Below are 14,189 nucleotides of genomic sequence, written 5' to 3'. Positions count from 1 at the left end.
CCTATGACCGACATTGAGCGTCATTCAGCAAGTCAAAGTGAGTTGATACTCAGTGTGTTCGATACACTCGAACAGCATTATGGCTATTTTGATTGGTGGCAAAGGAACGATCCTTACGAGATTGTTTTAGGCGCTATTTTGGTTCAAAACACCAACTGGAAGAACGCAGAGAAAGCACTCATTAACTTAGGTGAGAAATGCAATCCAAGGTCGGTTGCTGACATCGAACTTGATGAACTTGCCCAAAAGATTCGTTCCAGTGGCTACTACAATCAGAAAGCCATCAAGTTAAAGGCTGTGACGGAGTGGTTTTCGAAGTACCACTACGACATGTCTGTGGTTCGTGAACAAGACAAAGATCAGCTTCGTAAAGAGTTACTGGAAGTGAAAGGGATTGGTGGCGAAACGGCTGATGCGATTTTGGTCTATGCGATAGGTAAGCCGTCTTTCGTCATTGATGCGTACGCGCGAAGAATCTTAACTCGCAACGGACTCGATGTGCCTAAATCGTATGAGAAGTTTCGAGCCTTGATGGAGAGCGTGATCCCCCTGGATACAAAAAGGTACGGCTACTACCATGGGTTGTTGGTTGAGCATGGGCAGCAGTTTTGTAACCCCAAGCCAAAGTGTCAACATTGCCCGCTAAACAGCATGTGTATCGAAGCTAGAACTCAGACTAAAATTTAACTCGCTTAAGGCTCAATATCTCCGATGGAATACAAAACTAACTCTTCGGGGTTGTTGCCTTCTCCAAGTGTGTGAATGTCTTCACCTTCCTCTTTGAGCTGAAGAATGCACTTCATTGCTTTGCTCTGTTCAACACCAATTATGGTTTTCATCTCTGAAGCGGATACGCCAAAGCGCGTGGCGATCAATAAATCACGAACCTTCTTCTTATCTGAATTAAACATCTTATCTGCCTACCTACGAGTCAATGACCTTACAACTCACTAAGTTTAACTGACTTTTGTAAATTGGCACTTAAAGCTGATGAAAAAGGAAGAACAAAGAACGGGGGGAAGGTTTGAGTTGAGACTGAGAAATTCGGGCTTCAGATTGGGGAACCTAAAGCCCGAATTTATTTTAGAGGATAAAGGTTAGACCGTGAAACGATCCACTAGGTGGTAGAGCTCATTCGCGCGGTTATTGAGGTTTTGGCTACCAGCACGGTTTTGATTGGCTAGTGATGCCGATTGAGAGCTTTGGTCTGATATTACGACAATACGTTGAGATATCTCTTGGCCAACAATGTTCTGTTCTTCAGTTGCTGTAGCAATCAGTGAGTTCATGTCCATGATGGTATCGATCGACTCTTGGATCTTAGCCAATGCAGCCGCTGCAGCATTAGCTTCTTCTACCGTTTGAGCACTGCGGTTTTGGCTTGAATCCATCGCTTTGACTGCAGCGTCTGAAGCGGCTTTTAGCTGTTCAATCATTTTGTGAATGTCGCCCGTACTTTCTTGAGTTCGGCTTGCCAGCTTACGAACCTCATCGGCGACTACTGCAAAACCACGACCTTGTTCACCTGCACGAGCTGCTTCAATTGCGGCATTCAGTGCTAATAAGTTAGTTTGCTCGGCAATGTCTTGAATGACAGCCAACGAAGAGGAAATGTTTTGTACATCGCCTTCTAGACGAGATACCACGGTGTTGGCTTCAGATACTTCGCTCGCTAGGCCGGCTACTGAATCAGCTGCTGCGTTTACGATCTGTTGAGCTTCTTTGGCATTGCTTTCTGCAAGCTTGGCTGAATCCGCGGCTTGGCTAGCGTTGCTTGAGATTTCCTGCGCCGTTGTTGTCATCTCTGTCATAGCGGTAGCAACTTGTTCTGTTTCTTTGCGCTGACCGGTGGCAATTTCGTCGACCTGTGCCGCGCGGGAAGACATGCTGCTTGTCTCAGCCACCACTTGCTGGCCAACATCGCTTACGCTGCGAATGATGGTTTGAAGGCTAGCAACAAAAGCATTGAAGTTCTCGCTGAGCTTTGCGAATTCCGGTGCTTTGAAGGTTTCCATTCGTGCCGTTAAGTCGGCTTCACCACTTGCGAATGCGCTAATTGAATGATCAAACTGTTCTAGCGGCTTCATGATGGTACGGTTCACAGCAACAGCGAACACGGCAACCACTAGGGCGATCAAGCCACAGAAAAGGGCGATCGCAGTCAATGAACTTTGAAGGGCTGCGTTTGAACTCTCTTTCATCTCGGCAATGACTGCATCAATATCGTCAGTATAAAAACCAGTGCCGAGCATCAAGTCCCATTGTGGAATGAATATCGAGTAGCTGAGTTTTGGTAGTGCTTCAGATTGACCAAGTTTCGGAAAATAGTAAGTCGTGAATTCGCCAAGCTTTGAGTTCTTGATGAGGTCACGAATCAGGTAATTGCCTTTTTTGTCTTGTAGGTCGTAGTAGTTTTTGCCAATGCCATCCGTATTCTGTCCGACGACCACTCTCACACCTTTAGAGTCGTAACCAAAGATATAGCCCGATTCGCCATACTCGAGTGTTCTTAAGGTTGGCAAGGCCTCTTCTAATGTTGCACCTCTTTCTAAGAACGGGCTGATAGAAGACTGGGCCATTTGCAGATACGCTTTGAGTTCCTTTTCTTTCATCGCCATCATATTGCTACGCGTCGATTCTACTTGTTGTGCGGTTAGCTCGGTGCTCTTCATATACGTCACACTCATCATCCCGATTGCCATCAGCAGCAGTGGAATGAAAGAGAGAATATAAAGGCGGTTTTTGATGGTTAGGGTCATGTCACGCTTCCTGTGTGATTGTCTCATGCAATTTTCAACACATTATTAATGTGGTTTCAAAATGTAAATGGGCTTGTTGTTTAATTGTTACCCTAGAGTGTTTTTGTTTTATAAATATGATGGCGGTTAAATTTTTGATGTGACACCCCTTGCAACTAGGGGCTTAAAGGAGATGCGACTCATCTGTTTCGATGCTTTTGAATTCGACGTTGCTTTGTTAGAATGCGACGCTTTGTAGCACCCTGCTATGTCTATTCGTTAAGTGAGAAAGATTCATGAACAAAAGCCATGTGACTATTGGTTTAACTAACCCGAAGAGCCCGACAAACGTTGGTGCTGTTATGCGTGCGGCTGGTTGTTATCAGGTCGATGAAGTTAAATACACAGGGCAACGCTACGAAAAAGCCGCTAAATTCCACACCGATACCAAGAGTGCAACGCGCACCATCCCACTGACCGGTGTCGAGTCGTTTTTAGATAACCTTGATCCTGAAACCAAGATTGTTTGTGTGGAACTTGCGGAAGGTGCTACACCACTACCACGTTTTAAACACCCAGAAAATGCGATTTACATTTTCGGCCCAGAAGATGGTTCTATTACTCAAGACGTTGCCGATAGAGCAGATCACGTGGTGTACGTTCCAACGGTGGGTTGCATGAACTTGGCCGCAACCGTGAATGTGCTGCTTTATGATCGCCTTGCTAAGTCAGATGAAATGGACGAGAGCAACGAGCTGATTAAGAAAAGCCGTGATAATCGCAACCATTTAGTGATCAAAGAGAAGTGCTAATCTGACGCTCGTGGTTAGATATTTTTAAAACTCAATATCGCTAAAGTCGAAGAGAAACAGGTTTAAAATATATTTAGCGATGGCAAATATGAAGAAGATGGCCGCAATAGATAACGCGATATAAAGTAATGTTGTCATTTGAGTTGCCTTTATATTAGTTAATGTATGTCAGTAATAAAAAAACCACCTAAAAAGGTGGTTTTTTTGTTTTAAGAGGTAAGGCTATTGACGCTTCATCTGATGCAGTGTGTGCATGACAACCAATACAATGGCGACAATTGCGCAAGCCAAAAGCGTCAATGCTAGGTCGGCGAACTCGGCTGCTCTGTGTAAGCCAAAGCCAATAATCAAGTAATAAAACAGGCCTAATAGAGCTCCGGCACTGCCTAAATGGTCGTGATATTTAGTCAAAGCGCCACTGAGCAAATTAGGTAACGCAAGGCCAAATGATAACGATACAAATACCATTGGGATGAAGAACCAAACGGATTCCTGCATGATAAACACACCAATGCCTGCAATCAGTAATAGGCAAGACGCAAACGCTACAATTTTGTCATGGCTTAAATGCATGCGAATTAGCTTCATATTAATAACAGAGCCTAATACTGACCCCATCGCAAGAATAAAACCGGTATTACCAAAAAAGTTCACACTTGCCCCTAATTGCTCAAACATAAACGGGGCAATACTGTAGTACGAGAATAGCGCTATATTAAATAGCCCAACCATTAACGTTACGTACCAGATGTGTGCATCGGTAAGCATTTTTATAGCAACAGAGATTAGGCTGTCTCTTTTTGTATTTGCAGGCTTTGTTTCTGGCAGTTTACCTAGTGACCAAATCAGTAAGATAGCCACAAGTACCACCATCGCCATGAATACCCATTTATAGCCACCCACAGACGTCAACCAACTACCAGCCAACATCCCAACAACAGGGCTGATCCCAATAGAGGTACCCACAATCGAGAAGACGTGGCTGAGTTCTTTACCTTGATAACCATCACGGATAATAGTCTGTGTGCAAACAGAACCAACAGCGGCACCAAAAGCACAGCAGCCAAAGCCCGTGAGCATTAAAGTGAATGTCGGCGCTAACATGGTAAACAGAGCTGCAACGATAAAGACGACTAACCCCAGTAAGGTAGAGACTCGTCTTCCTAATACATCACACATGCGCCCCCAGAATACGACTCCGAATGCAAAAGCAATGAAGAATATAGACATCGCTTGTGCCGCTTCGCTACTGCTAACCCCAAAATGGTTTTTTACAGAAGTCAGAGCCGGGCTATACATGGTTTCTACTATTTGTGGAAACATCAGCAACACAACCGCTAATGGGATAGAAATTTTTCCAATAATCTTGTTCATTTTTTGTTTTCAAATACCTCTAATTAACATCGTAATGATTTAGTTATTTCCTGAACCTCTTAATCAGAGGGATAACAGAACAGGTACTATTCTAGGCATGATGTGCTAATGTCTTATAATGAGATTTGGACATAAAACATCGAAATAAGGACAAGCTGCTAAATGGCATTGATTTCAGAACAAGATGACTTTTGTGCAGACGACCATAACGGGTTAGTGGTTGGTGTTGCTGCTGAGGTTTCTAATCACGCTTCCGGCATACATTTTCATGAAAAAGACCAGTTACTGTTTTCGAAGCACGGATGCATGACAATCACATTGGAAGATGTGAAGTATGTCTTACCCCCAATGAGGGCGGCATGGATCCCGAAAGGCGTTCAACACGATGCTCAGATGACCAACATTACTCAGTATCGCTCGCTGTACTTTGATCAATCCTTGTCAGAGCGCTTACCAAGAGGTGTGATGATTTTCGATATCACGGCGTTAATGAGAGTCTTGATAGAGCGAATGGCATTTTGGGCATTCGATAAGCCTAATAGTGAGCAAATCAATACGTTGAATTTGTTTATCGAAGAGCTGAACGACTCGCAAGAGGTGTATCTGTCTTTGCCGTTACCTCAAGATCATCGCCTAAAATCTTGGTTATCTGATATTGATAATCAAGATTTTATGGCACCGTCGTTGGCACAGTTGAGTGAGGTTGTTGGAGCGAGCGAAAAGACGATCACTCGGATCTTTAATAGGGAAACCGGAATGCCATATCAAAGTTGGCGGCAGCAGTGGCGCTTGTTGGGCGCGATTGAATTGCTGTCGAGTGGCATGCGCATATCGGATGTCGCCGATAGGTTGGAGTTCTCCAGTGACAGTGCATTTATTCATTTCTTTCGCCAGAAAACAGGCATGACACCAATGAATTACATGACCAACACATCCAACGCGGAGACTATGTAACCTTCGTTTATGTCAGCCTTTAATAGCAATGTATATGTTAGTCTAGTGGCTTAATTGCGCTCGAGAATCACAAGGACATCAATTTGAACCTAAGACAACTGGAAGTCTTTTACGCCATTATGCAGACCGGAACCGTATCTGGAGCCGCACGAAGCTTGCATGTGTCCCAGCCTAATGTGACGCGTATTTTGGCGCACACCGAGCAGCAGCTGGGGTTTGGCTTGTTCGAGCGTGTCAAAGGGCGATTGGTGCCAACGGTTGAAGCGAAAACCTTGTTACCAGAAGCGGAGAAGGTCTACCAACAATTAGGCCAATTTCGGTCTTTGACCAACAAAGTGAAGCAAGGCCATCAGCACTTACGTATTGGTGCGCCGCCGATTCTAGCGACCAAATTGCTGACTCCGGTAGTCGCCCAAATGTCTCGTGAGCAATATTCCAGTAAACAAGAGCTTTCTTTTGAATTGCTGACTGCCAACCGTGACGAACTATGTGCTGGGCTATTAAAGCATGAGCTTGATATTGCTATCGCATTTGGAGACGAAGCACCGCCAGCGATATTGTCAGAAACGCTATTAACCAAATCCCTTCAGGTTCTAGTTCCATCTAACACTGTAGAGCATCTACCGACAGAGTTAACCCTTGATGACTTAATCAATTATCCGTTACCAATCATCGGGCTTGATAGTCGTGACCCTTTGGGTTTGCTGCTCCATCAAAGCTTGATTGCGCGAGATGAGCATTATCATCATCCAATATCGGTACGCGGATACAGCGCTGCAGCGGAGCTGGTTAAGCACCAAGCAGGGTTTGCGATTGTTGATCCGTGGACGGCAGAACAGTATCAAAATGACGATGCAGTCTGTGTGTTGCCGCTTCAACCAGCTATTACTTTCTCAGTATCGACTCTATGCGCAGAACATACGCCACAGTCGATTGCAGCTAAACAGTTCATTTCAGCACTGCAGCGCTCATGTTATTAGCTAAGTGCTGTTAGCTGATTAGTTTACCGTCTCCAATTACTACCCATAACATCAGCTACCCATAACATCATGTTATAGGCACGCGATAAATAGGCATTCGGCAGGGCTCAACTTCTTAATTAAGGTAAATCCATACAAGGACTTCTTAATTAGGAATACACATGTCTATCGCTCAACCTTACCTTCTTTTTCTTGGGGATGTTACTGACCCTCTGGCTGCAAAAACTGCTCGTGGTATTCATCAGTGGCGACCAGAAATCTGCCTTGGTCAATTACGTTTAACAGAAGAGACCGTTTCTCTTGGCTTGACGGATCTGACCTTGCAACAGGCACAAGCGCAGGGAGCGAAAACGCTCGTGATTGGCACTGCAAACCCGGGCGGCGTTATCCCTGACTCATGGCAACCTACGATATTAGCCGCTGCAGAAATGGGATTTGAGATTGCATCCGGCATGCACCAGCGCTTGAGTGAATTCTCACCGCTTGCTGACATGCAGCTGCGAGGATTGACTAAGCTTCATGATGTGCGCCATTTTGATGGTGTTCTAAACGTTGGTAATGGCAAGCTTCGCCAAGGCAAGCGTCTGCTCACTGTCGGAACCGATTGCTCGGTAGGCAAGATGTTTTCTGCATTGGCGATAGAAAAATCGCTTAAAGAAGCGGGAATATCTGCTCAATTCAAAGCGACAGGGCAGACTGGCATCTTGATTGAAGGCAGCGGTATTTCGATTGATGCAGTGGTGGCAGATTTCATCTCTGGTGCGGTTGAAGCGATTAGCCCAGATTTTAATGATCACGAATGGGACATCATTGAAGGGCAGGGCTCTTTATTTAACCCTTCTTTTGCAGGCGTGAGTTTGGGTTTATTGCATGGTGCGCAAGCTGATGCGTTGGTTTTATGTCATGAAGTCGGGCGACCACATATTCGCAACCTTCCGCATGCCAAATTGCCAACGATAGAACAGACGATTGACGCTAATTTACAAGCTGCGCGACTGACAAGTCCAGATGTGAAGCTGGTGGGTATCTGCCTGAACACATCGGCGATTAGCATTGAAGAGGCTGAGACATTGTGCCAAGAATGGACCACACTTTATCAAGTGCCCGTGACGGATCCGGTGCGATTTGGTGTACAACACATTACTGATCATTTGCGACATTCACTTTAACGATTTCATCATTTCTACGTTTCCATTTGTTAAAGCGAACATCAACCGAGTGAAATTATGAAGATTACTGCAGAACCTATTACTATCGCGATGCAAACGCCTTTTCGCATCTCTCGAGGCAGCCGAACAGAGTGTCATGTTGTTCGCGTTTACATCGAGCATAATGGTAAACAAGCGCAAGGTGAGTGTACACCTTACCCACGTTATGGTGAGTCACCCGAGTCTGTGTTGGCGCAAATTCAACAAGCTTCTAGCTCTCTTGAAACGGCTTTTGAGCGTGGTATGACCGATCCTGAAGAATTACGAGATTATCTTCAGTCTTTATTGACTGGAGGGGCTGCGCGTAATGCTATCGATTGTGCGCTTTGGGATTATCAATCGCAGCAGAACGACCAGATCTTTCCGAATAGCTTGTTCGAGTTACCTAAGCAGATTGTTACCGCAATGACAGTTTCGATTGGCACACCAGAAGCGATGGCAACACAAGCTCGAGATTATGTGGCGAACGGTGCGAAACTTCTAAAAGTGAAGCTTGATGGTGAGCAAGTAGTAGAGCGTGTGCGCGCTGTCCGAGAAGCGGCTCCTGGGGTTAAAATTGTACTGGATGCCAATGAAGCGTGGGCAGGGCTGAATCTTGAAGAACTGTTTAACCAATTGGCTGAGTTTGATATGGCGATGATAGAACAGCCGCTACCACAGCAGCATGATGCCTCGTTGGCACACATCAAGCATCCTATCCCACTGTGTGCTGATGAAAGCTGCCACACCACGTCGCAGCTTTCGTCGCTATTGGGCAAGTATGAAATGGTCAACATCAAGCTTGATAAAACCGGTGGTCTGACAGAAGCGTTAGCACTTGCCGAAGAAGCGCAAAGGCTTGGCTTCACTCTTATGTCGGGCTGTATGCTTGGCACTTCATTGGCCATGCGTGCAGCGCTGCCAATCGCTGTGCAATCTGAAATTGTCGACCTCGACGGCCCTGTATTACTTGGTCAAGACGTGTCGCCAGCACTGACTTATCGAGATGGGATGATCATTCTTTAACTCGTTGAGTCTCGGCTATTAAATTGACGTGATATTGATGAAATCGCATAGGTGAAAGCTTATGCGATTTTTTTAATATGATAGAGTAATCACGTTTCTGTCGGTGAAGTCACCTTCTTCTCTCTCAAAACAGACAGTCTGGGGTTTATAAAATACTTGTTATGGTGTTTTATGTGAAATGTTAATGATTACTCTTGTTTTCATAGTTTCACTAAAACTATTTGAAGTGGCTTTAAGTCGGGCTAACCACCTAACTGATTGAATCATTGACCTTTACTACTGGTTTTTGATGAGAAGAAGGTGGGGCGAGTGAGTAGTCGTGTCTCAGAGGTGATAGACAACAAGGACCGTTTTGAACGTCCATTTCCGATCAAGATTCCGCGTCGTAAGTGGTTTGGCTGGAAAGGCATAGAGCTGCGTTTGGTGCTGGCGTTAGCCATGTTATCGATGACTACAATCTTCCTCTCGGTAGTCTCCAGTTTCACCTTTGATAACCTAAATCAACGCCTTGTTGAGCTAAAAGAGAGTGAAATCCCCGCTTTAGATAACGCAGCTCGCTTAAATGACATGGTGCGTGTCATTATCACAACCTCATCTCAACTCAGTGATGCGGAATCCAATTTAGAGCGTAAACAAGCGATGCTTAAAATTGAAGATGCTATTTCAGTTATGAATAGCGTTATGGTGCAATTTCCGGATTATCACTCCTATTTTAAAGATCTTATTGCTCAAGTTAACAATAGCCTCAGTCTGTTGTACCAAAGTGAGATTGAATCTGAACAGCTCAACCAAGAACTTCGAAATCTACTCGAAGGCTTTTACCCGCTATTGCAGCAAGCCAGTGATTCACTCGATAGCTTGCCTGATTCAGCCAAAGAGCAGGTTCAATTCACGCAATTAAAATCCCTGCTGTACTACCAATTAGGCTTGGTAGAAAAACTGTATAACGACGCCAGTTTTAATGAGCTGGATTACACCAGTTTACGACTTGAGCAGGTTGGAGAAGAATGGTGGCAGCTATGGGTAAGTGGCGATCTAAGAAGTGATTTTCCAACATTGGACAATCAACTTACCGTGATTTACAACCTAGCCTCAAGTGATAGCAGCTTGTATGGGCTGAAAAACAAAGCGCTCGATCATCTCTATCAAGAGCAATATTTCTTACAAAACAGCCGTGAGCATTTGAATCAGTTAACGGTACAAATCGAACGTAACACTAGCCAAGTGAACCGCAATATTGATCAGTCGATTCAGCAGGCGCAACACTCTTTGCAATCGAACCAACGTTTGTCACTTTTTCTCTCTCTTTTTAGTGTGTTAGCTGCCGCGGCTATCTCATGGTTCTATGTGCGCAAGAGTATTTTGGAAAGGCTATTACAGCTTAAAGACAACATGTTCGCGATTTCTACGGGCCATTTAGATACCGAAGTCGCGATTCGTGGCAAAGACGAAGTGACGCAAATGGCTAAGTACTTAAAGGTATTTCAAACCACCGCCAAAGTCGTCAAGCAAACCAACCGTAAATTGGAGGCAGAGGTGGAAGAACGTACCTTAGCCGAGGCCAAGCTGCGTGTTACTCAGGATGAGCTCATTCAAGCTGGAAAACTGGCCGCGTTGGGGCAGTTAAGTGTCGGCATTACTCACGAGATCAATCAACCTCTGACCGCAGTAAACAGTCACGTTCGAAGTGCTCAATTATGGTTAGGTAAGCAAAGGCCAGACAGAGCAGAAGAGAACCTGAAAAAGATTGAGATCTTGTTAGATAAAGTGGCTGCGATTACACGTCACTTGAAGGCATTTTCGCGTAAGAGCGATGGCAAAATTGATAATGTCGAGTTGGATAAGGTGATTGATGACGCGATCGCTCTCTTTGAAACTCGGCAGAGTAGGGTGTCAATTCAGTATTTCCCACAAAGCGATCAAATGGTTCGAGCCAACAGCATTCGCTTAGAGCAGGTGCTGGTTAATTTAATCAGCAATGCGTTGGATGCCGTTGAACACAGGGAGCGGCCCCAGCTCAGCATCTCCACTCAAGAGTATCCGAACACTATTCAAATTGCAGTTAAGGACAATGGATTAGGAATACCCGAAGAGGACATTCCTTATCTGTTCGACCCATTTTATACCCGTAAGACAACCGGTAAGGGGCTCGGGCTCGGTTTGTCTATCGCATACAACATAATTAAAGACTTTGGCGGCTCGATTCACGTCGAATCGGTTGAACACCAAGGCACCACGTTTATCGTCACTCTACCAAAAGGCACAGACTCATGACTTCAGAAAAACACATAGTTCTTATCGACGATGAAACCGACGTCGTTGAAGCCGTGAGTGAAATGTTGGAACTCGAGGGTTTTCGTGTCACTAGCTTTACCGACCCAAACCTTGGTCTAAAGTCCCTGAACGCAAACAGTCAGTCGGTGGTGTTGTGTGATGTTCGGATGCCACAAGTGGATGGGCTTACGTTGTTGAGTTCAATCCAACATCGCGCAGCCAATGTTCCTGTATTACTGATGAGTGGGCATGGTGATATTCCGATGGCAATCGAGGCTATGAAATTAGGAGCGTTCGATTTTCTGGAAAAGCCCCTCAATGCCAGTGAGTTGGTAGAAAAGCTCGACTTGGCGTTGGCACAGTGTCAGCAAAACAGCCCTGCAACGTTAGACGACGATCAGGATACAGAACTACCGATTGAATCTGTGGTTATCGGTCAATCGCAAGCGATGGATACCATACGTAAGCAAGTGCTTGCGCTCTCTCATACTGGCGTCGATACCATCATTAACGGTGAGACAGGCACTGGCAAAGAGGTGATTGCTCGCGCCTTGCATCAGTTTAGTCGTCGTAAGACAAAGCCGTTTGTCGCAATAAACTGTGGTGGCATGACAGAGAGCATTATTGAGAGTGAGCTGTTTGGTCATGAAGCGGGCTCGTTTACCAGTGCCAATAAGAAACGCATCGGAAAAATAGAACAAGCCAATGGCGGCACTCTGTTTCTTGATGAAATTGAAAGTATGCCGATTGCAGTGCAGATTAAGTTGCTACGCGTGATTCAAGAACGAGTGATCGAGCGTGTGGGCGGTAATGAATTGATACCTGTCGATATTGTGGTGGTTGCCGCGAGTAAAGCTGACCTCGCAAGCCTCAGTGAATCTGGTGAATTCAGAGCCGACCTTTTCTATCGCTTAAATATTGCCAGCCTTAGCCTCCCGGCACTCCGCCAACGCAAAGAGGACATTCAGGTGTTGTTCCGCCACTTTGTGATTCAAGCGAGCCACAAATACAAGACGCGTCCTTCGACGATTTATCCCGAACAGATACAACAGTTGTGCCGACATGAATGGCCAGGAAATGTGCGTGAGTTGCGTAACGTTGCCGACCGATTTGTACTCGGTATTGTCGGCGATGGCTTTGATCTTCAATCACCGATTTGTGAATCGACTGGGGAAGATTTCGCCTTTGAAAAGCAGATGGATCAGTACGAGAGAAATGTATTAACCGAAGCCTTGATAGAGAGCGCAGGCAATATCAATGAGGTATCAAGCAAGCTGAATCTGCCCCGAAAAACGCTTTATCGAAAAATGAAGAAACACCAGTTGGATAAAGAGAGCTTTAAAGCCTAACTCATTAACTTGGTTCTTGAGGAGCAAAGAGCAAACATAAACCAAAAGACAAAGCGGAAGAAAAAGCACAAGACAATAATGACCCATTTATCATTTAGTCGAATGATTAACTGTTTCAAGTAATTGTAATAAAAGAGTTTTAACATTTGGCACAAAGCGTGCAATCCCAACATTGTGGCATCAGCCCACATGAGGTCATATCAGAAAAATAGAAATGACCGGATTAAGGAAATTAGAAAAATAATTGCTTGTTGCAAGGAGATACAAACATGAAGCAAATACTGAAAGGTTCGATTGCTCTGATACTCGGCGTTAGCTCAATAACAGCATGGGCGGCGACAGAGTCAGCAAACCTAGGTCCTCGTCCCCTCTTTTTAGTCAACAATATGGACGAGAGCCCTTTGAAAACCAAGCTGCTCAGTTGTAGCGAAGGGCCTTTTCATCGTAGTAATTTTTCTATTGGGCATCGTGGAGCTGCAATGCAGTTTCCCGAGCACACTAAAGAGTCTTACTTAGCGGCGATTCAGATGGGAGCCGGTGTCGTAGAGTGTGATGTTACTTTCACTAAAGATAAGGAATTGGTGTGTCGACATTCTCAAAGTGACCTGCACACCACAACCGATGTATTGGCTCACCCAGAGCTTGCTAAGAAGTGTTCAGTTCCATTTAAACCGGCGAACCCTGCGACAGGCGAAGATGCTCAGGTTGAGTGTCGTACTTCCGATTTCACGCTAGCGGAGTTTAAGACGTTAAAAGGAAAAATGGATGGAGCGAACCCGAAAGCAACCACAGTCGAAGAGTACATGAACGGCACTCCGGGTTGGCGAACGGATCTATACAGCCAGAGCGGGACGTTAATGACGCACGCAGAAAGTGCGGCGCTGTTTAAAGAACACGGTGTGAAAGTGACACCTGAATTGAAATCGGCAGCGGTTGAGATGCCTTTCAATGGCTTCAGCCAAGAGATGTACGCGCAAAAGCTGGTGGATGAACTAAAAGATGCGGGCTTTGCACCTTCAGAGACTTACTTGCAATCGTTCAACCTAGATGATGTGAAGTACTGGATCAAAGCAGCACCCCAATTCGGTAAACAAGCCGTTTATCTTGATGACCGTGTTTACGAGCAAGCGGACTTTGTCGCTTCTGTTGAGAACATGAAAGAGCTGCACGATGCGGGTGTAAACATCATCGCGCCGCCCCTGTTTGCTCTGGTTGATTTAGATGAGAACAATGAACTGGTTGCGTCTAACTACGCCAAACTCGCTAAAGATGCAGACCTCGAGATTATCGCATGGACTCTGGAACGTTCAGGCCCACTAGCGCAAGGCGGCGGTTGGTACTACAAGAGCGTGAAAGATGGCATCAACAATGATGGCGACATGATGAAAATGCTCGATGTGTTGGCACAAGATGTAGGTGTGATGGGCGTATTCAGCGACTGGCCTGCAACGGTAACTTACTACGCAAACTGCATGGACAGCGACGCCTAAGTTAT

Annotated in this window: 12 protein-coding genes; 9 read left to right on the top strand and 3 right to left on the bottom strand. The window is 45.3% G+C overall.

Annotation, left to right across the window (positions count from 1 at the left end):
• Positions 1 to 3: 3 nt before the first annotated feature.
• The gene (locus F0232_RS19790) at positions 4 to 687 is read left to right on the top strand and encodes an endonuclease III domain-containing protein (protein WP_105058825.1); all 684 of its coding nucleotides are present in this window, start codon (positions 4 to 6) and stop codon (positions 685 to 687) included.
• A gap of 5 nt (positions 688 to 692) precedes the next feature.
• On the opposite strand, the gene F0232_RS19785 is transcribed toward F0232_RS19790, so the two are convergent.
• Entirely contained in the window at positions 693 to 911 is a 219-nt protein-coding gene (locus F0232_RS19785; protein ID WP_008216605.1) for a hypothetical protein, read from the bottom strand.
• A 186-nt stretch (positions 912 to 1,097) separates the two neighbouring features.
• The gene (locus F0232_RS19780) at positions 1,098 to 2,759 is read right to left on the bottom strand and encodes a methyl-accepting chemotaxis protein (RefSeq protein WP_105058826.1); all 1,662 of its coding nucleotides are present in this window, start codon (positions 2,757 to 2,759) and stop codon (positions 1,098 to 1,100) included.
• Positions 2,760 to 3,034: 275 nt separating this feature from the next.
• Here F0232_RS19780 and F0232_RS19775 point away from each other — a divergent pair, with 275 nt between their 5' ends.
• Positions 3,035 to 3,550 (top strand): RNA methyltransferase, encoded by a 516-nt coding sequence (locus F0232_RS19775; RefSeq protein WP_008216600.1) that lies wholly within the window; start codon positions 3,035 to 3,037, stop codon positions 3,548 to 3,550.
• A 222-nt stretch (positions 3,551 to 3,772) separates the two neighbouring features.
• Here the strand turns inward: F0232_RS19775 and F0232_RS19770 are convergent, their stop codons facing one another.
• A complete protein-coding gene (locus F0232_RS19770; RefSeq protein ID WP_105058827.1) occupies positions 3,773 to 4,924 on the bottom strand; it encodes an MFS transporter in 1,152 nt (383 codons plus the stop codon).
• A 162-nt stretch (positions 4,925 to 5,086) separates the two neighbouring features.
• On the opposite strand from F0232_RS19770, the gene F0232_RS19765 reads away from it, so the two are divergent.
• From F0232_RS19765 to F0232_RS19735, 7 genes are all read left to right on the top strand, one after another.
• Positions 5,087 to 5,878, top strand: coding sequence for a helix-turn-helix domain-containing protein (locus tag F0232_RS19765; protein WP_105058828.1), 792 nt, complete (start codon positions 5,087 to 5,089; stop codon positions 5,876 to 5,878).
• Positions 5,879 to 5,961: 83 nt separating this feature from the next.
• A complete protein-coding gene (locus tag F0232_RS19760) occupies positions 5,962 to 6,858 on the top strand; it encodes a LysR family transcriptional regulator (RefSeq protein ID WP_105058829.1) in 897 nt (298 codons plus the stop codon).
• A 161-nt stretch (positions 6,859 to 7,019) separates the two neighbouring features.
• Complete coding sequence (dgcN, locus tag F0232_RS19755; protein ID WP_171750959.1) at positions 7,020 to 8,027, top strand: N-acetyltransferase DgcN; 1,008 nt, start codon at positions 7,020 to 7,022, stop codon at positions 8,025 to 8,027.
• 57 nt (positions 8,028 to 8,084) lie between these two features.
• Positions 8,085 to 9,071, top strand: a complete 987-nt coding sequence (gene dgcA, locus F0232_RS19750) for an N-acetyl-D-Glu racemase DgcA (RefSeq protein WP_105057921.1) — start codon at positions 8,085 to 8,087, stop codon at positions 9,069 to 9,071.
• A gap of 300 nt (positions 9,072 to 9,371) precedes the next feature.
• Complete coding sequence (locus tag F0232_RS19745; RefSeq protein ID WP_105057922.1) at positions 9,372 to 11,345, top strand: ATP-binding protein; 1,974 nt, start codon at positions 9,372 to 9,374, stop codon at positions 11,343 to 11,345.
• Positions 11,342 to 12,694 (top strand): sigma-54 dependent transcriptional regulator, encoded by a 1,353-nt coding sequence (locus F0232_RS19740; RefSeq protein ID WP_105057923.1) that lies wholly within the window; start codon positions 11,342 to 11,344, stop codon positions 12,692 to 12,694. Before F0232_RS19745 ends, F0232_RS19740 begins: the two co-directional genes overlap by 4 nt.
• Positions 12,695 to 12,963: 269 nt before the next feature.
• On the top strand, positions 12,964 to 14,184 hold the full coding sequence (locus F0232_RS19735; protein WP_105057924.1) for a glycerophosphodiester phosphodiesterase family protein: 1,221 nt from the start codon (positions 12,964 to 12,966) through the stop codon (positions 14,182 to 14,184).
• Positions 14,185 to 14,189 lie beyond the last annotated feature (5 nt).

The sequence above is a fragment of the Vibrio sp. T3Y01 genome (assembly GCF_013114525.1).
In the GTDB taxonomy this organism is placed as follows: domain Bacteria; phylum Pseudomonadota; class Gammaproteobacteria; order Enterobacterales; family Vibrionaceae; genus Vibrio; species Vibrio chagasii_B.
This window is presented reverse-complemented; position numbering and strand designations above follow the sequence as displayed.

Bases quoted from the DNA above. Each gene is read 5' to 3' on its own strand.
- F0232_RS19790 (WP_105058825.1), top strand. From the start codon at position 4: ATGACCGACATTGAGCGTCATTCAGCAAGTCAAAGTGAGTTGATACTC.
- F0232_RS19785 (WP_008216605.1), bottom strand. From the start codon at position 911: ATGTTTAATTCAGATAAGAAGAAGGTTCGTGATTTATTGATCGCCACG.
- F0232_RS19780 (WP_105058826.1), bottom strand. From the start codon at position 2,759: ATGACCCTAACCATCAAAAACCGCCTTTATATTCTCTCTTTCATTCCA.
- F0232_RS19775 (WP_008216600.1), top strand. From the start codon at position 3,035: ATGAACAAAAGCCATGTGACTATTGGTTTAACTAACCCGAAGAGCCCG.
- F0232_RS19770 (WP_105058827.1), bottom strand. From the start codon at position 4,924: ATGAACAAGATTATTGGAAAAATTTCTATCCCATTAGCGGTTGTGTTG.
- F0232_RS19765 (WP_105058828.1), top strand. From the start codon at position 5,087: ATGGCATTGATTTCAGAACAAGATGACTTTTGTGCAGACGACCATAAC.
- dgcN (WP_171750959.1), top strand. From the start codon at position 7,020: ATGTCTATCGCTCAACCTTACCTTCTTTTTCTTGGGGATGTTACTGAC.
- dgcA (WP_105057921.1), top strand. From the start codon at position 8,085: ATGAAGATTACTGCAGAACCTATTACTATCGCGATGCAAACGCCTTTT.
- F0232_RS19740 (WP_105057923.1), top strand. From the start codon at position 11,342: ATGACTTCAGAAAAACACATAGTTCTTATCGACGATGAAACCGACGTC.
- F0232_RS19735 (WP_105057924.1), top strand. From the start codon at position 12,964: ATGAAGCAAATACTGAAAGGTTCGATTGCTCTGATACTCGGCGTTAGC.